General features: G+C 68.4%; 22 protein-coding genes and 2 pseudogenes. 15 read left to right on the top strand and 9 right to left on the bottom strand.

Going from position 1 to position 21,485, the window contains the following annotated elements; genetic code table 11:
* The first annotated feature begins 75 nt into the window (after positions 1-75).
* Complete coding sequence (locus ACNNMR_RS20745) at positions 76-1,740, top strand: threonine/serine ThrE exporter family protein (RefSeq protein ID WP_419996144.1); 1,665 nt, start codon at positions 76-78, stop codon at positions 1,738-1,740.
* Positions 1,741-1,777: 37 nt separating this feature from the next.
* Here the strand turns inward: ACNNMR_RS20745 and ACNNMR_RS20740 are convergent.
* Positions 1,778-1,906, bottom strand: a pseudogene (locus tag ACNNMR_RS20740) (inorganic pyrophosphatase); the annotation flags it as partial.
* 166 nt (positions 1,907-2,072) lie between these two features.
* The gene (locus ACNNMR_RS20735) at positions 2,073-4,343 is read right to left on the bottom strand and encodes a restriction endonuclease (RefSeq protein ID WP_419996143.1); all 2,271 of its coding nucleotides are present in this window, start codon (positions 4,341-4,343) and stop codon (positions 2,073-2,075) included.
* 170 nt (positions 4,344-4,513) lie between these two features.
* Here ACNNMR_RS20735 and ACNNMR_RS20730 point away from each other — a divergent pair, with 170 nt between their 5' ends.
* On the top strand, positions 4,514-4,798 hold the full coding sequence (locus tag ACNNMR_RS20730) for a hypothetical protein (protein WP_419996142.1): 285 nt from the start codon (positions 4,514-4,516) through the stop codon (positions 4,796-4,798).
* Positions 4,798-5,043: a hypothetical protein gene (locus ACNNMR_RS20725; RefSeq protein ID WP_419996141.1), complete on the top strand. Its 246-nt coding sequence runs from the start codon at positions 4,798-4,800 to the stop codon at positions 5,041-5,043. The genes ACNNMR_RS20730 and ACNNMR_RS20725 overlap by 1 nt, the downstream gene beginning before the upstream one ends.
* A gap of 26 nt (positions 5,044-5,069) precedes the next feature.
* Here ACNNMR_RS20725 and ACNNMR_RS20720 read toward each other — a convergent pair whose 3' ends face one another.
* A complete protein-coding gene (locus tag ACNNMR_RS20720; protein ID WP_419996140.1) occupies positions 5,070-5,498 on the bottom strand; it encodes an NUDIX domain-containing protein in 429 nt (142 codons plus the stop codon).
* A 57-nt stretch (positions 5,499-5,555) separates the two neighbouring features.
* On the opposite strand from ACNNMR_RS20720, the gene ACNNMR_RS20715 reads away from it, so the two are divergent.
* The 5 genes and pseudogenes from ACNNMR_RS20715 to ACNNMR_RS20695 form a co-directional block, all read left to right on the top strand.
* Complete coding sequence (locus ACNNMR_RS20715) at positions 5,556-6,338, top strand: GntR family transcriptional regulator (RefSeq protein WP_419996139.1); 783 nt, start codon at positions 5,556-5,558, stop codon at positions 6,336-6,338.
* Between the two features lie 403 nt (positions 6,339-6,741).
* On the top strand, positions 6,742-7,125 hold the full coding sequence (locus ACNNMR_RS20710) for a RapZ C-terminal domain-containing protein (RefSeq protein WP_419996138.1): 384 nt from the start codon (positions 6,742-6,744) through the stop codon (positions 7,123-7,125).
* Positions 7,126-7,140: 15 nt separating this feature from the next.
* Entirely contained in the window at positions 7,141-7,383 is a 243-nt protein-coding gene (locus ACNNMR_RS20705; RefSeq protein WP_419996137.1) for a hypothetical protein, read from the top strand.
* 52 nt (positions 7,384-7,435) lie between these two features.
* The gene (locus tag ACNNMR_RS20700; protein WP_419996136.1) at positions 7,436-7,729 is read left to right on the top strand and encodes a hypothetical protein; all 294 of its coding nucleotides are present in this window, start codon (positions 7,436-7,438) and stop codon (positions 7,727-7,729) included.
* Positions 7,726-8,355: pseudogene (locus tag ACNNMR_RS20695) on the top strand (conjugal transfer protein); the annotation flags it as partial. The gene ACNNMR_RS20700 and the pseudogene ACNNMR_RS20695, both read left to right, overlap by 4 nt.
* Positions 8,356-8,422: 67 nt before the next feature.
* Here the strand turns inward: ACNNMR_RS20695 and ACNNMR_RS20690 are convergent.
* Together ACNNMR_RS20690 and ACNNMR_RS20685 are read right to left on the bottom strand one after the other, a co-directional pair.
* Complete coding sequence (locus ACNNMR_RS20690; RefSeq protein WP_419996135.1) at positions 8,423-9,331, bottom strand: recombinase family protein; 909 nt, start codon at positions 9,329-9,331, stop codon at positions 8,423-8,425.
* A 189-nt stretch (positions 9,332-9,520) separates the two neighbouring features.
* Positions 9,521-9,973, bottom strand: coding sequence for an Lrp/AsnC family transcriptional regulator (locus tag ACNNMR_RS20685; RefSeq protein WP_419996134.1), 453 nt, complete (start codon positions 9,971-9,973; stop codon positions 9,521-9,523).
* Between the two features lie 111 nt (positions 9,974-10,084).
* Here ACNNMR_RS20685 and ACNNMR_RS20680 point away from each other — a divergent pair, with 111 nt between their 5' ends.
* From ACNNMR_RS20680 to ACNNMR_RS20670, 3 genes are read left to right on the top strand one after another with little or no spacing between them, the layout of a single operon-like run.
* Positions 10,085-10,702: a LysE family translocator gene (locus tag ACNNMR_RS20680; protein WP_419996133.1), complete on the top strand. Its 618-nt coding sequence runs from the start codon at positions 10,085-10,087 to the stop codon at positions 10,700-10,702.
* A gap of 48 nt (positions 10,703-10,750) precedes the next feature.
* Positions 10,751-11,209, top strand: a complete 459-nt coding sequence (locus ACNNMR_RS20675) for a PaaI family thioesterase (protein ID WP_419996132.1) — start codon at positions 10,751-10,753, stop codon at positions 11,207-11,209.
* Positions 11,206-12,219 carry an MBL fold metallo-hydrolase gene (locus ACNNMR_RS20670; protein ID WP_419996131.1) on the top strand — a complete coding sequence of 338 codons (1,014 nt, stop codon included), beginning with the start codon at positions 11,206-11,208 and terminating at the stop codon, positions 12,217-12,219. Before ACNNMR_RS20675 ends, ACNNMR_RS20670 begins: the two co-directional genes overlap by 4 nt.
* A 76-nt stretch (positions 12,220-12,295) precedes the next feature.
* Here the strand turns inward: ACNNMR_RS20670 and ACNNMR_RS20665 are convergent, their stop codons facing one another.
* From ACNNMR_RS20665 to ACNNMR_RS20655, 3 genes are all read right to left on the bottom strand, one after another.
* Positions 12,296-13,144: a PhzF family phenazine biosynthesis protein gene (locus tag ACNNMR_RS20665; protein ID WP_419996130.1), complete on the bottom strand. Its 849-nt coding sequence runs from the start codon at positions 13,142-13,144 to the stop codon at positions 12,296-12,298.
* Between the two features lie 142 nt (positions 13,145-13,286).
* Positions 13,287-14,138, bottom strand: a complete 852-nt coding sequence (gene panB / locus ACNNMR_RS20660) for a 3-methyl-2-oxobutanoate hydroxymethyltransferase (protein WP_419996129.1) — start codon at positions 14,136-14,138, stop codon at positions 13,287-13,289.
* Positions 14,139-14,371: 233 nt separating this feature from the next.
* On the bottom strand, positions 14,372-17,362 hold the full coding sequence (locus ACNNMR_RS20655; RefSeq protein WP_419996128.1) for a Tn3 family transposase: 2,991 nt from the start codon (positions 17,360-17,362) through the stop codon (positions 14,372-14,374).
* A 297-nt stretch (positions 17,363-17,659) separates the two neighbouring features.
* On the opposite strand from ACNNMR_RS20655, the gene ACNNMR_RS20650 reads away from it, so the two are divergent.
* Together ACNNMR_RS20650 and ACNNMR_RS20645 are read left to right on the top strand one after the other, a co-directional pair.
* On the top strand, positions 17,660-18,004 hold the full coding sequence (locus tag ACNNMR_RS20650) for a hypothetical protein (RefSeq protein ID WP_419996127.1): 345 nt from the start codon (positions 17,660-17,662) through the stop codon (positions 18,002-18,004).
* Positions 18,004-18,384, top strand: coding sequence for an RRQRL motif-containing zinc-binding protein (locus ACNNMR_RS20645; protein ID WP_419996126.1), 381 nt, complete (start codon positions 18,004-18,006; stop codon positions 18,382-18,384). Before ACNNMR_RS20650 ends, ACNNMR_RS20645 begins: the two co-directional genes overlap by 1 nt.
* Positions 18,385-18,392: 8 nt before the next feature.
* Here ACNNMR_RS20645 and ACNNMR_RS20640 read toward each other — a convergent pair whose 3' ends face one another.
* Positions 18,393-18,575 (bottom strand): hypothetical protein, encoded by a 183-nt coding sequence (locus ACNNMR_RS20640; RefSeq protein ID WP_419996125.1) that lies wholly within the window; start codon positions 18,573-18,575, stop codon positions 18,393-18,395.
* 115 nt (positions 18,576-18,690) lie between these two features.
* On the opposite strand from ACNNMR_RS20640, the gene ACNNMR_RS20635 reads away from it, so the two are divergent.
* Both ACNNMR_RS20635 and ACNNMR_RS20630 read left to right on the top strand, forming a co-directional pair.
* On the top strand, positions 18,691-20,784 hold the full coding sequence (locus tag ACNNMR_RS20635; protein ID WP_419996124.1) for an FtsK/SpoIIIE domain-containing protein: 2,094 nt from the start codon (positions 18,691-18,693) through the stop codon (positions 20,782-20,784).
* Between the two features lie 229 nt (positions 20,785-21,013).
* Entirely contained in the window at positions 21,014-21,466 is a 453-nt protein-coding gene (locus tag ACNNMR_RS20630) for a hypothetical protein (RefSeq protein ID WP_419996123.1), read from the top strand.
* Positions 21,467-21,485 lie beyond the last annotated feature (19 nt).

Here is a 21,485-nt window from a genome sequence, read left to right as displayed (position 1 = left end):
GAGGCGGTGTGATGACCGTCAACTTATGCTTCGCCTTGAGTGGACCCGTACCCGAGTGTTGGGGGTGAAGTGGGCGTGGCTTGGGAGGCCATACGGGCTGGTGCCGAGCCGGAGGACGGCGAGGACGGCAAGCCGGACTGGGAGGACGTGCACAGCGCGTTCACCCCGCCGCACGGCGTGCCGGTGCCGCCGCCGCCCGAGGACGAGCATCCGACCTCGGAGTTCGCGATCCCCGAGGGCCTGCGCGACCTTCCCGAGGCGGAGCCGGAGGCCTCGGCCTTCATGCCGCCGGGCGCGACCGCCGTCTCCGCCCTGTCCCAGTCGGATCCCGCCACCGGCCCGCTGGCGAAGGCGGCGCTGCCCTGGCAGGACCGGATGCGGGTGATGCTGCGCACCCCGACGGTGGAGCGGGTGACGCCGGAACGGGCGTACATCACCGACGAGGTGCCGCTGCCGGTGCCGCGGATCCTCGACCTCACGCTCCGCATCGGCGAGCTGCTGCTGGCCGGCGGCGAGGGCGCGGAGGACGTCGAGGCGGCGATGTACGCGGTGGCGCACGCCTTCGGCCTGGACCGGTGCGAGACGACGGTGACGTTCACCCTGCTGTCATGCACCTACCAGCCGTCGCTGGTCGACGACCCGGTTACGGTCAATCGCACCGTCCGCCGCCGCGGCACCGACTACACCCGGCTCTCCGCCGTCTACCGCCTGGTCGACGACATCGCGGAGCCGGACATCGACGTCACGCTGGAGGAGGCGTACCGGCGCCTCGCCGAGATACGCCGCAACCGGCACCCGTACCCCACCTGGGTCCTCACCGGCGCCAGCGGCCTGCTCGCCGGCTCCGCGTCCGTGCTGGTCGGTGGCAATGTCGCGGTCTTCTTCGCGGCGGCCATCGGCGCGATGCTCGGCGACCGGCTGGCGTGGCTGGCGTCGGGGCGGGGGATGCCGGAGTTCTACCAGTTCGTCTTCGCGGCGATGCCGCCGGCGGCGATCGGGGTGGTGCTGAACCTGGCGGACACGGAGCTGGGGGCGTCCGCGGTGATCACCGGTGGGCTCTTCGCGCTGATCCCCGGGCGGGCACTGGTGGCGTCCGTACACGACGGCCTGACCGGCTATTACATGACGGCCGCGGCCCGGCTGCTGGAGATGGTGTATCTCTTCGTCGGCATCGTCATCGGCGTGCTGCTGGTGCTGTACGCGGGCGAGGAGCTGGGGGCGAACCTCAACCCGGAGGGCGGCCTCAGCCGGGCCGAATACCCGGTGGTGGCGCTGCTCGCCTCGATGGGGATGACAGTGGCCTTCGCGCTGCTGCTGCAGCAGGAGCGGTCGACGGTGCTCGCGGTGACCCTGAACGGCGGGGTGGCCTGGCTGATCTTCGGCTCGATGAACCATGTGGGCGGCCTGTCGCCGGTCTTCTCGACGGCGGTCGCGGCGGGCCTGGTCGGCCTCTTCGGCCAGCTCTTCTCCCGCTACCGGTACGCCTCCGCGCTGCCGTACGTCACGGCGGCCATCGGCCCGCTGCTCCCCGGCTCAGCCACGTACTTCGGCCTCCTCGGCCTGACGAAGGGCCAGGTCACGCACGGCATCGGCTCACTGCTGACGGCGGTGGCGCTGGCCCTCGCGATCGCGGTGGGGGTCAACCTGGGCGGCGAGCTGGCCCGCCTCTTCATCAAGCGTCCGGGCCTGGAAACAGCGGCCCCGGAGCGGAAGGGCGCGAAGCGCACTCGCGGCTTCTGACGCGCTTCCGGCTCCAGGGCCGTACGGTCCGTATCGCTCAGTGCCCGCCGCCGGACGCCTGCAGGCGCTTGTACGAGGCCTCGACCTCGAGCTCGGCGTCGACGCGGCCGACCCAGTTGGCGCCCTCGACGGACTTGCCGGGCTCCAGGTCCTTGTAGACCTCGAATTGGTACCGGCTCCCGGGGCGCCAAGGCGCCCCGCTGTCTGCGCTGGAAACGCGACGGGTGAGAGGGCGGTCAATGGTGGTCGTTGGCGATCTGCGGCGGTGCCTTGACGGCCCAGAGACGGCCCGTACCCGGGGCTTCATGCCCGCGTACCGGATGGGGCGAAGACTAGCAATCCGACTCGCCACTGAGACGCCCAAAGAGATCATCCAAGTCACGATCAGAGTCGCGATCATGGGCATCAAGGGCGTCAAACAGACTGGCCTGTCGAGGCCCATCCTCCCGATATCTATCAGGGTCCCCTTGTCTGGTCTCCACAGCGTCATCGAGCTGATCCACAAGGTCGTCCAGCTGAAATTCTGCGGCCCAATACCGAAGCTCCTCCAGGTCAGACACGTAGTCGGGAATCTCGCCGCTGTCGATAGCCTCTTCGAATTCTCGGGCTAGCCGCCATTCCGTGGTCAAATCGACGTTGTCATCTCGCGTGAGGTGTGTAAGGAACTTATCCCAGTCGTCGGCGCCGTCTCGGTCTTCCTTGAGCCAGGTGTGGAGAGCGTCGTGCAATTCTTCAGCGAAGGCGCGTGTGAACGATGCTGCTTTCATCTTCTGATACAAGGACAAAGCGGCGCCCTTGTCGCCAACGTGATCCCACCAGTTAGTTGCAAGATCTTGCATTCTAGACTGGATGAAGGCGTCATCGATGCTCCATCTTTCTCCTGCTTGAATGTAGAAGCGCAGTCGGTCCTCGAAGACGCCCGGGGGGTCGCTGCTGTATACCGCCCCGTGCTCAAATATATACTGCTGTGTTGGTGATGCAGAGTTGAATACTCTCGGCATGGCCTGAACGAATGATTCGCTTTCGTCGTCCAGGGACTTCATTAGCTGCGGGTAGGCTTTGGATGCACCGCGAGGAGCGCTCATGGCGTAATCGAATAGCTTGGATAGTTGCTCGAAATGCTGCGCCGAGTCAATTATCGCTCTGAGTAGCACCCGGTCTTCGGCAATCCGATTCAATGAGAATTCAGTCACCGATGGGTTGAGGTGCTCGATGTGCAAGCGACTCTGCCGGTCCTTATTGATTGCGATAAACGTTCCTTCGAGCACCTTGAGACAGTGCCGGAAAGAGGCATCTGTGCTCAACACGCTGAACACGGAGCATAGGGATGAGTGAGCCCCACGGAGTAGGTCTATTCGAACCGTTCGAGGCAAACTGCATAGAATCAAGACGAGGAGCCGTTGCTCCAGCGTCAAATGCTCTTCAAATGCAACACGCCAGATCCTCTCGGGATTATCGAGGGCTTCTTTCACTCTGGCGGGATAGCCGGTCGTCGTCGTGTCGAATGATGGCCCAGTGCAATATTCTATTAGGCGCGGACTGTAGGAAGTGTGGCCAATGATCGATTTATAGCCCCCGCTAGCAATCTCGCGCAAGCAGGAAGGCGAAACACTTGAATGCCACAGGTGGTTGTACAGGATCTCGGCGCGTTCGAGCCTTGTGTAGTCGTCCAATTCAAGTACGAGCTGGAGGCGTTGATCCAGATCGTCGAGTCTCTCGTAGCTGCGTTTAGCATCCCTGAGAATGTACTCTCTCGTGGTCAGGATCAGCTTGGTCTGCGGGCTTTCTGAAATCCATTCAACGATCTCGGAGAGGCGTTTGTCTTCGTTTTTTGCGAGACGCTCAGAGAACGTGATCTGGCCAAGGAAGTCATCGTAAAGAAAGATCTGGGGGTTTGTGTGAGAAAGCGCGGACCACGCCTCGTTGATGTCGCGTGAGACCTCGACCGGCTCATAGCCTAGCGAGACGTATTCAGCAAGGAGCATCTGCGCAAGACTGGTTTTGCCAATCCCGGGAGGGCCGGAAATCAGGCATACGTTATGCGCATCGAGGATGTGACGAGCTTTGGTGTACCCGGAGCTCGCGATGACGTACTTTGGAAGGGTCTTCTCGATCCGCCGCCGTAGCGCCTCCGAGCGATTGGCGATGTCGGCGTGATGCGACCAAAACAACTGCATACCCGACGAGACCCATAGCTTGGGGTGTTGGCGTTCTATTTGAGAGTATTTATTCAGTAGTGCAGTGACCTCGCCGCCGCCCAGCACGTCATCTACATTTGTCATCCAGCGCTCAAATAGCTCGTATATGGCACGTTTCTGCCCAGTCGCCAGGTCAAAGGAAGTGATGAATTTGTAGCTGTCGAGATTTAGGGCCTCGACTTTTACTACTTCCTTCTTTGCGGCGCTCATAAGCTGCGAGAAGGTTGAACGCTGGTAGTGCTTGCATTGCGCGATTACAGTCTTGTTCGAAATCCTCCAACGGAGATCGATGCCGCCATCCCGTCCGGCTGCGAACCGTTCGACCAGCACTCCCGTCTGTGCGCCTATGAGGTCACCGACGAGCGCCTCGAACTCCACGTCGGACAGTACGGAGAAATCGCGCATGGGTAGCAGTATGCTACGGATCGTCGTCAGGCGGATTGGCATTGACAGGGTTCGTGCTATCGCCTGCAACTGCCGTGACCACCGCGATGACCATGCTCAGGTCGCTGACGGACGCCATCGGGCGCGCGTACCGTAGGACCGAGCGTTACCAAGTGCCGGAGGCGCGAACCGTGAGCGACCGTACGTGGACCATCGAATCCATCTGTGACGCGCTGGGCAACCCCGCGCTCAGCAAGAAGTTCCTCAGCGAGATCAACCGCGCACCCGCTCACGAGCTGCTGACGGTCTTCGCTAAGTGGCAGAGCATCGCTGCCGGCATGTCCGCTGCGGCGGAGCGAGGCCGCTCCCTGGCTGAGGCTGAGGCCGCCACGGGGGAGATCCCCGGTGAGTGGGTTGATGTGACCGACCGCGTCCGCGCGGAGGCCGCCGCCGCCCGCAGCCGCGGCGCGGCCTGATGGCCTACCGGCTCAAGTACGACCGTGCAGCGGAGGCCGTGCACGATGCACTGCCCCAGGGGGCGAGCGAGCAACTGTCCCTTGCCCTCGCTGCAGCTTGCGATGACCCGATCATTGCCACGCAGCCGTACGGCGAAGACGACGGCGTTGTACGGATGCTTGTCACCGAGCATGTGATCGCAGTGCTCATGGTCGGCAGCGCCACGAAGACCCTGACGGTTCTGCAACTGAACTTCATGGGCTGAGGGCCGGGACCGGCGGCCCTGGCGCCTCACGCGGGTTCGAGGAGGCGCTTCCCGTCGTGGGAGCGGACATGGGGCGTCCCCGGAGCGTCGAGCGCGTCCAGCACGCGGACGGCGTAGACCTCGCCCATGCGCTGCTTCACCTCGTCAGGACTCAGCCACTCCACTGCTGAGGATTCGTCAGAGGTGCGTTCCTCGCCATCGATCGGCCGGCAGCGAAAGACGAGGGCCACGATGCCCCGGGCCATGTTCTTGTAGACGCCGGTCAGGCACTCGACTGAGGCGCGGACGCCGGTCTCTTCGAGCACCTCGCGTACGGCGCCGTCCTCGGGGCGCTCGTCCAGTTCGAGCACGCCGCCTGGGGGCTCCCATGCGCCGTTGTCCGCGCGGCGGATCGCCAGAACCCGGCCATCATCACGTACGACCACACCAGCGACCGAGACGGAGTGAAGCGGCATGTCATGGCCTCCGGGTAGCGTTACTTATGTACAGGAGCTGAGGAGGAACAGAAGGACATGGTAGCTGCATCATCGCAGGACACCGGGAAGCCGAAGTATCTGCAGATGGCAGACGACCTGGCGCAGCAGATCGAGGAAGGAGTGCTGGAAGCCGGAGCGCAGGTGCCCAGTGAAGCGGATCTGCTGAAGCGGTACGCGCCCACGTCGCCAGGAACAATCCGCAAGGCTATGGCTGAGCTACGCGCTGCCGGCCTGATTGAGACCAGGCACGGCAAGGGCTCGTACGTGAAGCGGCGCCCGCCCGTGCGACGGAAGTCGTCCGACCGGTTCCGCCGCTCGCACCGGATGGCCGGCAAGGCCGCGTACCTCGCCGAGGCCGAGCAGGCGGGCAGCACGCCGAGCGTGAGCGTGCTGTACGTCGGGCCCACCGAGGCTCCCGCCGAGGTCGCCGAGCGGCTAGGAGTGCCAGTGGGGGAGAAGGTGCTTGCACGCCGTCGCCGCTACTTCAGCGACGGCATCCCCACGGAAGAGGCCACGTCCTACCTGCCATGGGACGTAGCGAAGGACATCCCCGAGCTGTTCGAGGAGAACCCGGGAGGCGGCGGCATCTATGCCCGCTTGGAGGAGCACGGGCACACGCTGAAGGAGCTGTCCGAGACGATCCGAGTCCGGCTGGCCACGAAGCAGGAGGTAGCAGCGCTGAGCCTGAGCCCCGGTTCGCCAATCATCCGCCTGACTCGCAACGCGGAGTCCGAGGCGGGGCGCGTGGTCGAGGTGTGCGACACGATCATGGCGGCTGACCAGTTCGTTCTCGACTACCGCATCCCAGCAAGCGACTAGCCAGCCCAACTCCTGGGCCACGTTCTTCGCGGGAATCTCACAGAAGGGCTTGACTCATGTATAGGAGTTGGGCACTCTTCTACCTGTAACTCATATACATGAGTGCATGTGTGTATGAGTGAGCGGTCGCCGGAAGGCGGCAAGGGGCCCGGGGCAGAGCGGGCCGAGGCGTCCCGGCGCCTGGTCATTAACCGGAGGGCTGAGACCGAAAGGTCATGTCTCCGCACGCCTTCGCCAGGACAAGGCGGCGCTACCTGATACGGGCGCCGTCGCTCCTGAAGGAGACACCTGCACGACTCGTCCGCCGCTCTGCGGCGGCCGGGTGCCTCCTCCGTCCGTCTCGTACGGGCGGGGCTGAGGGGAGCCGGAATCCGCCACCCCTTCTCGTCTGCCGGGAGTTCCCATGAGCGCTGCCGTTGAGATCGTTTCGTTCGGTTACCTGCACGCACAGCCGCCGCTGGCGGATCTGACTATCGACCTGCGTCACCACTTCCGCGACCCGCACATCAATCCGCGGCTGCGGCACATGACCGCGTACGACGCGGAGGCCCGCGACACGGTGCTGAACACGTCCGGCGTCGCCGACCTCATCGACGCCACCGCCAACGCGGTCGCCGCGTTCGCGTCCGGCCCGAGCGCCAAGACGGTGCGCGTCGCGGACGGCTGCGCGGGCGGGCGGCACCGTGCGCCGACCTTCGCCATGGCCCTCGCCGACCGGCTCACTGCCCGCGGCTTCGAGGTGCAGGTCGCGCACCGCGACCTCGGCAAGCCCGTCGTCAATCGCTGACCGGAAGGGCTTGCCATGAACTTCATCGAGTACGCCCGCCAGGCCGACGAACTGCTGCAAGAGGCACACCGGATCGGCCGGCAGTCCAGCGACTCCGCCCGACCCCGTGCCGCGCAGCTCATCGCGGCGGCCGAGGTCTACGCCCGGCTCGCCGACGCTGCCACCCGCAATGCCGCTCCCCGCCCGCGGGGAGTCCGAGTCCGCACCACCCGCCGCGTACGCGGCGTGATGCCGCGACGGCCGCTCTCTCGCCAGTGACCGAGGCCGCCCCGGTTCTTCCCTGCTCCAGCCAATTCCAGGAGAGATCACCATGCGTTCGTACGTCAACGGCCATCAGGCCGTCACCGAAGAGGACTTCGCCGAACTAGGCCTGGGCACCTCGCTGGCCCTGTGGCTCGGGGAGCCGGGCGAGAGCCCGGAGGAGCGCGCGGCTCGCGAGGATGCCGGTCGCGACATCCTCGCTGACGACCCCGAGTTGCCCGACCGGCTCGATCGCCTTGCTGTCGAGGTGATCGAGGCCCGCGCGCCGCAGCTGGCGGAGGTCATCGCTATGCCGCGCGTCGCCGCCGCCCGTTCGCGCTCCCGGAAGGGAGCGGCAGCATGAGCAACCAGACGACGCGCCGGTCGCTGACCGGCGCGCAGAAGCTCGTGATGGTCGCGGCGTTCGTGCCGATGTTGGCCACCGGCATTGCCGGGGGCGTGGGCACGTTCTCCAACATCTCCCGCACTTACGGGCAGGGGACCGCCTTGGGTGCGGTCGCCGCGGGTGAGGGTGCCACCGTGGTGCTCGCGCTGGTGCTGCTGGGGCTGACCATGCTGGGTCAGTCTTCACCGTGGCCGGTACGGGCCGGGCTATGGGCGCTGCCCGCGGCGGCGTCGGTGATGGCCGCGATGGCCGGCACCGACGCGGGCCGCACCGTCATCTACGCGGTGACGCCGATGGGCATGTGCGTGGCGGCGGAGGGCATGGCCTTCCTGGCTCGCCGGATCGTGGTGCACACCGACGGCCGCGACGCCGAGGCCGAGCGCCGCGCAGTGACGGTGGTGCAGGCCCTGGCCTATCACCAAGCCCGTGCCGCCAACCACCCCGAGGCCAAGGTGCGCGACGCCTCTGCCCGCAAGTCCTGGCGCCTGGCCCGCAAGGTCGGCATCGGCGATATCGCGCTGGGGGAGCGGCTGCTCGACATCCAGCGCGAGCGGATCACCGCGGGCGCGGATGCCGCGCTGGCCGGCCCCGGAGTCCTAGCCCGGACACCAGGGAGCAAGTAACCCGCCAGTAGGTCTCAGGGGAATCTGGTCACCCGCCGAGGGCGTTCACGCGGTTCGCGTACTCGCGGCGGGCCTTGCGCTGCGCCGGGATCGCTGCGGCGTTGCCGAGCGGCTGGCAGTGGTCGAGGAGCTGGCGGTGTACCGCCGGGATGGCGCTGACGCGCAAGGTGTAGCCCTGGCCGCGTCGTACGGTCACGCCCACGTCGAGCGCCGCCCGCTCAGCGGGCTCCAGGTCGGCCGCGCGGAGAAAGTCGGCGACCTTGCCCGGCATGTCGAGGAGGACCGGCAGCTCCGGAGCCGGGGCGTCCTGGTCAGCGACCGTGTATTCGGGCAGGAGATCGGCGACGGCGGTACGGATGGCGCCGCGGCTGACGTCGTGGTCGCGGGCCAGGGCGGCGATGGACCGACCCTCCAGGTACGCGGCACGCACGTCGTCCGTCTTGTCGGCAGGGACGGCGGGGCGGCGTCCGCCCTTGTTGCCCTTGGCCTCGGCGGCCCGCAGTCCGTCGTACGTCAGCTCGCGCTGGAGGTCGCGCTGGAGTTCGCCGGCGGCGGCGAGGGTCTGCACCATGAACTTCACGGTGGACAGCAGTTCTCCGGTGCGCGGGTGGCGTGCGGTGAGGTCCATGCCGGAGAACGCGCCGTCGTGGATACGCAGGGCGAGGCGGTCGCGGTGCAGGACGTCGAGCACGTCGAGGATGTGCCCGGTGCCGCGCACGAGGCGGAACATCTCAGAGATGTGCACCGTGTCGCCCGGCCGCGCGTACGTGAGCAGTTCGCTGAACTTTGGGCGCTGGAGCGGGTGGAGGCGGCTGGAGGTGCCAGCCTCCTCCTCGAAGACGACGGGGTCCTCGATCCCGGCCTCGTCCAGGACGAGGTTCTGCCGGGCGGTCGACTGCTGGTCGGTCGACACCCGCTTGTAGAGGAGATTGGCCACGCTGGTTCCCCGCTCCTGTCGGCGCATCGGACCTCGGGTGTCATCTAACCCTGTCGCTAACCGTCATCGGATCTCATTGGATCGGAGCCGTCGTCAGACCCCGGTAACTACTGGGTTCATTGGACGCGCGCCGCGCCTGTCGTCATTCGATTGTTTGACGACAGGGAGGATGTCCGGGGGCGGGTGTGGCTATTCGGGCAGCGGTCTGTCCTGGACCACATTCTTCATGACAAGGGTCGAAGTCAGGCGTTGGACGCCGGGGAGCCGGGCGAGCTGCTGGTCGTAGAGCTGCTGGAACGCGGCGAGGTCGGCGGTGGCGACCCGCAGGAGGTAGTCGGGCTCGCCGAACAGGCGCTGTGCCTGCAGCACGTGCGGGACGGCGGCCACGGCCTCTTCGAAGGCGGTGACGGTGTCGGGGGTCTCCCAGCGCAGCGTGGCGAAGACGAAGGCCTCAAAGTTCAGGCCGACGGCCGCCGGGTCGACCACGGCCCGGTAGCCGCGGATGGCGCCCTCGCGTTCGAGGTCGCGCAGGCGGCGGTGGCATGGCGAGACGCTGAGCTGCACGCGGGCGGCCAGCTCGGTGACCGTCAGGCGACCGTCAAGCTGCAGCTCGGTAAGAATCTTCCGGTCCATGGCATCCATGGAGAAGATTCTCCCCCACTTCTCGCGATCGTGGGGTAAAGAAGCAAACACTTTCGGGCATATCCGGCCTAGTCTTCCCTCCATAGCACGACATGTGAGAGGGAACGATCGATGGACACGACGACGCTGGCGGCCTTCCTGGCTGTGGACCTGCTGCTGGTGTTCACTCCGGGCGCGGACTGGGCCTACGCGATCTCCGCCGGAGTGCGGGGACGCTCGGTCGTCCCGGCCGTCACCGGGCTGATCGCCGGACATGCGGCCTATGCGCTCGTGGCCGTCGCGGGGCTGGCGGTGATCGTGGCGAGCTCCCCGGCCGCGCTCACCGCCCTGACCGTGGCGGGGGCCGGCTACCTGCTGTGGCTGGGCTGGGGCGTCCTGCGGAAGCCGGCCGTTCCGGCGGCCGCAGGACAGAGCGCGGACACCTCCCGGCTGCAGGTACTGCTCAAGGGGGCCGGGATCAGCGGCCTGAACCCCAAGGCACTGCTGCTGTACTTCTCGCTGTTCCCGCAGTTCATCGACCCGGCCACGGGCTGGCCGGTCGCCGCGCAGACCGGTCTGCTCAGCACGATGCACCTGACCGCGTGCGCCGTCGTCTACCTGGCCGTCGGCGTCCTGGCCCGCACGGTCCTGAGCACCCGGCCCTCGGCCGCCCGGGTCGTCACCCGCGTCAGCGGTGCCATGATGATCGCCATCGGCGCCTTCCTGCTGGTGGAACGCCTGGCCGGCTGAGGAAGCCGTCCCGCTCCACCCGACCCGCACCCGAAGGAGAGCACGCACGTGGAAGACCAGACGCGGCAGGAACAGGCGAGCCCCGCGGTGCAGAAGCGCATCCAGGACAGCTTCGACCTACAGGGCCTGATGTCGCACCTTGGCGCGCGAGTCGCTCGCATCGGGCCCGGCCGGGTCCACATCGTGCTCCCGGCCCGCCCCGAGGTGACCCAGCAGCACGGCTATGTCCACGCAGGCGCCACCAGCGCCATCGCCGACAGCGCCGGCGGCTATGCCGCGCTCACGCTGTTCGACGAGGACTCCGAGGTCCTCACCGTCGAGTACAAGATCAACCTCCTCGCGCCCGCCGCCGGCGACCACCTCGAAGCGATCGGCACCGTCCTTAAGCCCGGACGCACCCTGACCGTCTGCCAGCTGGAGGTCTACGGCGTCCAGGCCGACGGCGCCCGGAAGCTCGTCGCCAACGGCCAGCAGACCCTGATCCGCGTCAACAGGCCCGCCGAATGAGCCCCCAGCGGTCCGCTCCCGCCCTGCCGTCGTGGCTGACGTGGTGGCAGCGCCCCTTCCCCGACGCCAACACCCTCCTTCTGCCCGGACGGCACCCGGCCCTGATCGACACCGGCTTCGTCGGCCACGCCGACGAGACCGCCGCCTGGGCCCACGCACACGCCGGGAACGTCGAACTGGTCGTCAACACCCACTGGCACTCCGACCACGTCGGCGGCAACGCTCTCCTCCAGGCCCAAGGCGCCGCCATCGCCGGCGGAACCCCGGAGGCCGAGGCGATCACCCGCCGAGATCCCGGCTGCTGTGCGGCCGAGTACCTCGACCAGCCCGTCGCCCCGTACACAGTTGACATCCCGCTCGACGACGGGCAGATCCTCCGCCTCGGCGACGCCGACTGGGAGGTCGTCCGCACCCCCGGCCACACGCCCGGCCACCTGGCCCTGTGGCAGCCGGAGGAACAACTCCTCGTCGTCGGGGACGCGCTGTCGGACTACGACGTCGGCTGGGTCAACCTCGCCCTCGACGGCCTCGACGGCCTCGACGCGGCCGCCGCCGCGCTCGCCTCCCTCAAGCGGATGGCCGACCTCGCCCCGCGAGTGATCCTGCCCTCGCACGGGCCGGTCCCGGCCGACCCCGCCGCGGCGTTCGCCGCCGCCCTGCGCCGTGCCCAGCGGCTCGTAGACGACCCTGACGGGGCGGTCTGGTACGGCGCCCGCCGGATCTTCGCATTCGCCTTGATGATCCGTGGCGGCATCCCGGCTGACAAGGTCGAACCGTACCTCCACGCCCGGGCCTGGCTGACCGACGCCGCCCGGCTCCTGGACGTCACGCCCGAGGACCTCGCAGACGAGCTGGTCACGACGGTGGTCGCCGGCGGCGCCATAGTCCTACGCGACGGCCGCCTCCACGCTGCCGCGCCCCACACTCCGGTGGCGGCCGGGTCGTTGCGCGTTCCCTACCCGCGCGCCTGGCCCTCGGCGGAATCTGCGGGAACCGCTCACGCACACTGACGGAGCGGGCAGGGACAGGCGGAGCCGCCAGTGCGCTCACCGCCCGTCCCCACCCCGGCGGCTCGTTCTGAACAGGTCACAGGGTGATGGTGCCGCGGATACAGCTGGTGGCAGCGCCGCCGACCCAGACGGTACCGTCCTCGTCGGCGGTGATCTCGACGGTTCCGGCCCTGCCCACGCGCGCGCCCTGGGAGACCCGATAGGTGGAGGGCGCGGCACCGGTCGAGGTGAGCCACTGCCCCACGGAGGCGTTCATGCTGCCGCACACGGGGTCCTCGACCACACCGACGCCGGGGGCGAAGGTGCGCATCTCGAAGGCGTGCTCGGACCCCTCGGGGTAGGCGCCGATCGCTCCGACCATCGCGGTCGGGATGAGGGAGAGGTCGGGCTCGAGAGAGAGAACCTCCTCGGCTGTGGGCAGTTGGACCACGGCCCAGCCGGGTCCGTTGTCGACCCACTGGTGGGCGAGGACACGGTCACGCTTGATGCTGAAGGCGGCGACGATCTGGTCGAGGTACTCCTCGTCGAGGGCGCCGTCGCGGATGACCGGCGGGGCGGCGAAGGACAGGGTGCCATCACCGCGGCGCACGCTGACCAGGCCGGCGGCGCACTCCTGCACGACCCGGTCGGAGTGCTGCGGAGTGCCGCCGTTGTCCAGCCACGCGCGGGCGGACCCGAGAGTGGGGTGCCCGGCGAAGGGCAGTTCGCCTCCCGGGGTGAAGATCCGCAGCCGGTAGTCCGCCTCCGTAGTCGCGGGAGGAAGGACGAACGTGGTCTCGGACAGATTCGTCCAGCGCGCCAGACGCTGCATCTCCTCGTCGCTCAGCTCCGTCCCGTCCAGGACGACGGCGACAGGGTTGCCGAGATAGAGGCTGGTGGAGAAGACATCTACCTGCGCGAACGTGCGTGAGCGCGGCACAGTCATCAAGGGGCCTTTCGGTAGCGGTGGAAGCCGTTCTCGCACGCCCGTGGGGTGCGGAAACGTGTTCATCACAGTGGATGCACGTCCGGCGGAACATGGCCAATCGTGACAAAGTGGATCGATCCGCCTGGACCTGGAAAGCCGGCTAGAAGGCGCGCTCCGGCGCGGGGAACGTCCCCGCCGCCACATCGGCAGCGAAGTTCTCGGTCGCGCCCATCAGTACGCCGTGGACATCGGCGTACTGCTTCACAAAGCGCGGCAGCCGCCCCGTCCGCAGCCCGGCCATGTCCTGCCGGACCAGCACCTGCGCGTCACAGCCGCTGCCCGCTCCGATGCCGACGGTGGGCACCGCCACGCTCCGTGTGATCTCCGCGCCGACCTCCTCGGGCACCATCTCGATCAGCACGGCGAACGCGCCGGCCGTCTCCAGCGCCTTCGCCGCGGACACCAGCTGCTGCGCATCCTCACCCCGGCCCTGCACCCGGTAGCCGCCGAGGCCGTGTTCGGACTGCGGGGTGAACCCGATGTGCGCCATCGCGGGGATCCCGGACCGGGTCAGCAACTCCACCTGCCCCACCATCTCCGCGCCGCCCTCCAGCTTCACCGCGTGCGCGCCGGCCTCCTTCATGAATCGCACCGCTGTGTGGAAGCACTGCTCCGCGGACGCCTCGTACGAGCCGAACGGCAGGTCCGCGATCACCAGCGCCCGCCGGGCGGCCCCGGACACAGCCCGCACGAGCGGGATCAGCTCGTCCACGGTCACCGGCAACGACGTCTTGTTCCCGAAGACGTTGTTCGACGCCGAGTCGCCGACCAGCAGCACCGGGATGCCGGCCTCGTCGAAGGTCGCCGCAGTGTACATGTCGTACGCCGTCAGCATCGCCCACTTCTCCCCACGCTCCTTCATCTCACGCAGGTGGTGGACCCGTACCCGCTTCGGGGCCGGGGCGGTGGCGGTCGCTGTGCTGCCGCAGTACGGCGCGGGCTGCTCGCTCATGGAAGTCCTCCGGACGTGCTTCTCGAGGCTCCCTGCCGGAGTCCCCGGATTCACCAGGAGACGCTAGGCGACTTCGGCCCGAAGGTGTTGCTGGTCTGTGCCCGCCGACCCGTAAACCGGAGGAAATTCTTCTGCCGATGCCTCATCGACTGGAAGAATCTTGCCGAGCCTTCGTTGGGGAGGACTTGACGAAGGCGGCGGTGCCGGTGGCGCTGATCCAGCGTCCGTACTGTTCAGCGGGCATGGCGGGACTCCAGCACTGGTTGGCCGGCGGTGCTGGCTGGTGTCCGGGGATGGGGCACGGTGGGTAGGGCGAAGTTGAGCCGCTTGTCCATCTCCAGCCGGAACGTGCCGTACGGGTTGATGTTCGACCAGAAGAGCGCGGTCAGCCCGCGCCGGTCCTGGTCCGAGAGCTTCTTCGCCCACGGGGGTTCGGCAAGAACGCGTTGAAGCAGCAGGGTGTTGATGTGGACCAGGCTGGACTGGAGAAGGTGGAGCGCGAGCATGGAGGTCTCGGCGTGTTCCTTGTCCGGGCCGGTGAGTGCGCCGTCCTTGCCGTAGTGCAGCACGGTGTTCGCCGAGTTCCAGTTCTCCACGACCTGGAGCCCGCCGTGGATCTCGCGGCGCAGGTCCGGGCTGGCGAGATAGTCGCAGGCGAAGATGGTGCGCACCGCGCGGCCGAGTTCTTCGAGCGCGGCGTAGGTGGGGTGTTTGGGGCCGCCGCGGGTGAAGCGGCGCAGGACCTGTTCCGCCTCGGTGGTGCCCAGGCGCAGGGCGGTGGCGTACTTGACCATCTGGTCGTACTGCTGCTCGATCAGGTCCCAGCGGATCGGCCGGGTCAGCGAGCCGCCGAGCGCTGGCCAGCCGGGCGGGGTGTCGTCCGGGCGGTACAGGCGGATGCTGCCGATGTTCTTCAGCCTCGGCAGCAGGCGGAAGTTGAGCAGCTCGGTGAAAGCGAACCCGACCACGCTCGCACCATGAGTGTCGACGTAGTTCGACTCGATCTCGGTGTCCGTGCAGTGCCTCAGCAGGCCCTCGATCATCGCCGCGACCTCGGACGACGAACAGCTCTTGAGCTGGGAGTAGATGCAGACGTTCTTCCGCTCGACGTGCCAGTAGATCATCACGCCGTTGCCGCCGTAGCGGGCGTGGTATTCGGTCATGAAGTTCGAGGACCAGGACCCGAACTTCTTCGAGTCCGACGCGCACGCGGTGCCCTGGCCCCACCACGCGGTGTCCCGGGCGGCGAAGGTGGCGTTGACCAGCTTGCGTACGGAGGCCCGCAGGTTGTCGACGGTGATGAAGTGCCGGCGTACGTGCCGCAGCGCCGCCTCACTCTCGCCGTGCTCGCCGGTCGCCACGATGGCGCGGATGCCCATGTTCGTACCGAGGGCGAACAGGGCCAACAGGAGGCGTCGTTGGAGGGCGGCGCGGTCGATGCGCTCGTACGCGGCGACCGAGGCGAACTCGTCGGTGAAGCCGGTGTCGAAGTCGGCGTTCTTGAGCACGTCCAGGAGGTCGAGCACACCCCAGCGGCGTACCACCTCGTCCTTGAGCGCCTGGAGGCCGGTGGGCTCGTCCAGCTTCTCCAGCTTCGGCACGCTGATCCACGGCTCGCCGTGCCGGGTGGTCACCTTGACCCCGCCCGCCGAGTCGTCCGCGAGCGCGGCCGTGAGCCGGTCCAGACCGTTCGTCATCCGCTGCTTCAGATCCGTGATGAACTCCGCCGCGTCCAGCGGCTGGCGGATCGCGGCGTAGTGCACGGTGCGGGTGGCCTCGAAGTCGCCGGGCAGGTCGTCCTCCGGGTCGCCCCACCGCCTCCCGCCCTCGACGTAGATCTCCCGGCGCCGGATCGCGTCCCGCAGCGCGACCAGGACGCACAGCTCGTACGGGATGCGCTCGATCTTGCCCTTGTCGTCGACGACGGCCTCCCGCCAGTCCTTGCGTACGACGCCGTCCATCGGCACCGCGTCCGCGGCGTCGTAGAAGCGGGTCTTCCCGTCGACCCCGGCGTACTTCTCCAGCAGCGCGAGCGCGTCCATCACCGGCCGGTAGGCGGTGTTGTTGCACTTGAAGCCCAGCGTCCGCAGCAGCGGCGGCAGCATCTGCCGGTAGTACGAGCTGTACGAGGAGCGCAGCGTAGTGCGGACCTTGGCCTTGAAGACCTTCTCGTTCGCCTTCGCCTCGGCCACCAGGTCGCGCAGCGTCTTCTCCCCGACCACCGGATACAGGGCTGTGCGTACGGTCTTGTCGGGCTGGCCGATCGCCGCGTCGGCGAGCCGGAAGAGGATGCCCTCCTTGCCGCGGACCTTCTTCAACTCGGCCGTGAGCTGCCTCTCCACCCGCCGTTCGGCGCGAGCGTTGATCTTCTGCACCAGAGCGATCAGCAGGTCTCCCAGGGCGTCGGTGATCTCCGCCTGCCGGGAGGAGCACAGCGCCGCGAGCAGCGTGATCCGTACGCCCTCGGCGGTGTCGCGGAAGTCCGAGGGGTACATCTTGATCGCCCGCGCCCGCCATGCGGCCACCAGCTTCTCCGAGCAGTCCGCGAACAGCCCCTCGGGCAGCCCGAGGGCGCGCACGTCGTTCAGCTTGTTGACCTCGGTCAGCAGGGAGTCCAGGCCGACCGCGCCCGGGTCACGCTTGAGCAGTGCCAGCAGTGCGGCGCCATCCTCGTTGCCCTCCGCCACCAGCGCCAGCAGCCGGGCCACCCCGACCTCACCCAGGCGCTCGATGACCCGCGCGCAGAACACCCGCTCCCACCGGTTGCGGGCCGCGACCAGCACCTTCTCAATCCGGGTCCGGCCCTGCGGTTCGATACTGCGCGCCCGGCACTCGACCAGCAGGGCCTCCCGCTGCCGGTCCTCCACCAGCTCGACCGGGCACACCTCCGTGGCCAGCCACGCGGTGAGCTGTTCCTCGTCCTCCAGCGTCGCTGGCCGGAACCCCAGGGCCTCACGGATCTGCTTGCGGTGACGCTTCGCGCCCGCCAGGTCGTAATTGGCAAGCTCGGCAGCCGGTACCTTCACCAGACCCGCGACGTACTCCACGGCGGGCTGCGGGAACTCCTCGATGAACTCCGGGAACCGGGCCTCGATCTCGAAGAACTTCAGCATCAGGCAGAAGCCGAGCCTCGTCACCCCGGTCTTGTTGGCCACGAGCTTCCAGTCGCCTTCCACCAGCGTCCAGCTCGCCAACAGTTCTTCCGGCGACCACTCTTGTCGCACACCCGCCCCTTGTCGTCGGCCCTCCGGGCATTCACCCGGACAGCCCAACGAGGCGCCTCGGCACCGGGAAACGGCAGAGAAGCGACCCCCGCAACCTACTGACGGGTTACTTGTTCCCTGGTGTCCGGGCTAGGACTCCGGGGCCTGGCCGCGATGTTCTCCGGGCCGCTCCCCGCGAATGCGGAGGAATCTACCGAGAGCGTCGGAAACCGGTCTACGGCTGGCCTGCCGGAATCGATCCCGGAGCAGGTCACGCTTACGCGGCTGCGCGGACTCGATTCGGTCGGGGTCGACTGCGTGAAGTCGACCCCGACGCTCAAGCCGATGCCCTCGATCGCCCCGCCGGTCGAGTCGGCACCGACCGAGGCGCCCCAGCAGCGCACCGTAGCGGCCGAAGCGCGCCGTCCGCGGCGGGCAACCGGCCGGGTACCGGAGGCGGCCCGCTCCTCTCGCCCGAAGCGCACGCCGGAGCAGCTGCTCGAGCAGGCCCGTACGGCGACCGCTGACTGGCCGGACACGCACATCACCGCCGAAGGTATCCGCCGCACGGTACGCACCTCCCCGGCCAACGCCCGGATGCTGCGCGACACGTTGCTGGCCGAACGCGGCATCGAGGGTGGCCCGTCCGAGGGGGCGGCGTGATGTCGCCGACGTTCGGCAAGTGCTACGACCCGCACGGCGCCTGGTACGGGGTGCCCACCTACCCGTGGAAGTACGCCCCCGATGGGCTGGCCACGCGCCGGCAATTACGGGCCCACGGCCTACGGCCGGGCGGGCAGCAGATAGCGGCGCAGGTCATGCGCCGCAACCGGCATGCGGGTGGGGTGCAGGTCGCCTACCTCTACCGCGTCGATCGCGCCAAGCCGGTGCGGCCGATGACCTCACGCAAGTGGGGTGCCCTGGCGCTGGCGATGCTGGCCCGCCGCACCTGCCCTCAGTGCGGCCTGGATGCCGGGTATTGCATCCCCACTTCGCTCGGGGCGTGCCTTAGCTGCGCGTATGCCGAGGCTGCGGCCGCGTGATCCGGCGGTCAGCCGCCGAGGATGCCGCCGATGGTGACCGCGACGTTCGAGCCGTAGCTCTTCCAGCGGTGGGTCATCCGGCAGTACTTCCGCACCCGCTTCCGCCCGTGCTGCGGGATCAGCACGTCGCACCACTTGCACGGCAGGTCGCCGTAGTACCTGCCGTCTTCCCCCAGTCGAGCCCGCCCCATGAGTCAGCACCTTAGCGGGCCACCAGCGAATCCATCCCGGGCCCGGCCGCCCACCTTCCACAGCACGCGGCCGGGCCCTTCCTCGCGTCAGAACTCGACTCAAGGAGTCGCCAGAATGCCTGACAACGTCGTACAACTCTTCAAGCCCCCGCCCACGTCCCCGGAGACGCAGCCGGTTGCGGTAAAGCCGCAGGCCACCCTGGCGTGGTGGGCGCGCTCCGCGCAGTCCGTCCGGGCCTTCTTCGCCGACGACCGCACCCGCATCGTGGGCTGCCTGCTGGTCCGGCACGGCGCGTACGTGGTCGGCGGCATCCGGATCGCGGCCCGCCGGATGTGGGACGGGCGCACCGCCGCCCGCTACGAGCGGATGCTCCGCACCGCCGAAGCGGCCGGGAACCTGGATGAGATCAAGGAGTGGGAGCAGCGACTTGCGATCTACCGCAAGCAGCGCAGCAAGCGGCGCGTTGAGCTGGTCACCACCCTGATCAACCTGCCCAAAGCGACCGCCGCGACGGCCGGTACCGCCGTCGGTGTGCTGCTGGTCCTGGGCATCGTCCTGGCCTGGGCCAACTCCGACCCAGGGCAGATCATCGCCCCGATCAAGGCCACCATCGAACTGATCGGCCTGATCGTATTCATAGCCTCCGTGATCTGGGGGCCGCTGCTCGTGACGCTGCCCTTCCTCGCCTTGGCTTCCGCCTGGGGCCTCGGCAAGCGCCGGCAGGCCGCGCCGTATTGGGCGCTGCCGCACAAGTCGAGCGGTGAGGGTGAGCCGATCACCCCCTCGATCGTGGTGCGGTCGATGCGCGACCTGGGCATTGCCCCGCTGCGCAACGCCATCAAGGACATGGAAGACGGCGGGGCCTCGATGCTCGGCCCGATCACCATCGCGGGGTGCGGTGTCGAGGTCGACGTCACCTTGCCGTCCGGCGTCTCCACGGACGAGGTGCAGCGCCGTCGGCGCAAGCTCGCGGAGAACCTCACCCGGCATGAACACGAGCTGTTCATCACCATCCCGCCGGCCGCCCGCACGGTGCGGCTGTGGATCGCCGACTCCGGGGCGCTGGACGAGCCGATCGGCCCGTCCCCGCTGGTCACGGACGAGACCATCACAGCCAACTACAAGACCGGCAAGGCCCCCTGGGGGCAGGACCTGCGCGGCGACGCCGCGTGCCTGAGCGTCTACCAGCGCCACCTGCTCATTACCGGCCTGTCCAACCAGGGCAAGACCGCCGCGCTGCGGTCGCTCGCGCTGTGGCTGGCACTGGATCGCACCGTGGAGCTGCGCATCGCCGACCTCAAGGGCGTCGGGGACTGGGACATGTTCGACGGGCTTGCGTCCGTGCTCATCCAGGGGCCGACCGATGACCACGTCATCGAGGCGACCGAGATGGTTGAGGACCTGGTCGCGGAGATGCAGCGGCGCCTGCAGGCGCCCAGGGGCACCGAGTTCCCGCCGCTGGTCGGCATCGTCGATGAGGCGCAGAAGGCGTTCATGTGCCCGGCCATCGACGGCCAGAAGCGGCCGTACGGTGGCTCCAAGGCCACCTCGCGGTACTTCATGGCCGTGCGTGAGATCCACAACCAGGGCCGGGCGGTGAACGTGACCTTGTGGGAGGGCACCCAGGACCCGACAGACCAGAACCTTCCCAAGCTGGTCCGCGAGGGCGCCCACACCCGCGCCTCGCTGGTGCTGGGCACCGAGTCGCAGGCCCGCATGGCGCTGGGAGACAAGGCCGTCGACGGCGGCGCCGCCCCACACATGCTCCGCCAGGGCCTGGACAAGGGCACCCTGGTCGTCGCTAGCGACGGCATCGACATCCCCGCCGGCCAGGCCTCAATCACGGTGCGCACCCACTTCGTCGACGACGACGAGGCCGAGGTCATCGCCGGGCGAGCCAAGGCGCTGCGCGACGGCGTGACCACCCTGCACGCCATCGAGCGCGGCGAGGAGCGCGATGCGCTCGCCGACATCGCAGCCGTGGTCGGGGACACGGCGCGGGTGCTCACCCAGGACGTCCTCAAGCGGCTCGCCGCGCTCAGCGAGGACGCCTACGGCATCTGGTCGTTCATCGACCTCAAGCGGGTGCTGGAGGGCACCGGCGCGGAGCCGTACAAGTCGCACGGCCGCATGGTCGTCGACCGCGAGCGCCTCGCCCGCGCCCTCGCCAACCGCCCGGATGCGGATTCCGCTTCCGGCGACGAGTAGGGGGAGGCGGCACCCGTGCGGGCCGGGGAGGCGGGGAGAACTCCCCAACCGCCTCCCCGCCCCGCCTCCCCCGTGCTGATCAGCGCAGATACCGGTTCGGGGAGGCGGGGAGGCGCCCAGCTCAGCGGGCCTGAAACCCCCTCCACACGCACCCGGAGAGGGGGGTGCCTCTCCCTCCCCGCCTCACGTCATGAAGGGATTCCGCATGTTGCCCGATGAGCTCTCACGCGTGTCCGCAGAGCGGGCGCTGACCCTGTACGAGCCCACCCCGCCCGCCCCGTACGACGGCGGCCCGTCGGCGGCGGTGGAGCCGTCCGGGGAGCGGGTGGCGGTGGTGTGGGTGCCCGACGCCTACGGGCGGATGGTGCCCATGCCCAAGCACCTCGCCCCACCCCCCATGGAGCGCCAGCCGCCGCGGGACCTGGCCCCGCTGCCGCTGCTCGATCCCATCGCGCAGCGCTTCATCGGCGCCGGCATCGGCGGTGGCGCGCTGTCCGCCGGGGTCGGCTGGGGCGTCGGCGAAGTCGTCAACGCGATCGCCGGATTCAGCTCCGGAGCTGCCATGTGGATCGCCCTGGCGATCCTCGCCTGGCGCCTGCCTGCCCGCGCTCTGACCGGCGGGCGCGGCAGCACGGTCAACATCCGCAAGGCCGTGTTCAAGCACAGCCACTTCCACGCCTAGTTACGCCCGGGGCGGTCGC

This window comes from Streptomyces boninensis, from assembly GCF_048572725.1.
In the GTDB taxonomy this organism is placed as follows: domain Bacteria; phylum Actinomycetota; class Actinomycetes; order Streptomycetales; family Streptomycetaceae; genus Streptomyces; species Streptomyces boninensis.
Note: the sequence above shows the minus strand (reverse complement) of the source record. Positions and strands in the feature narration are given on the sequence as shown.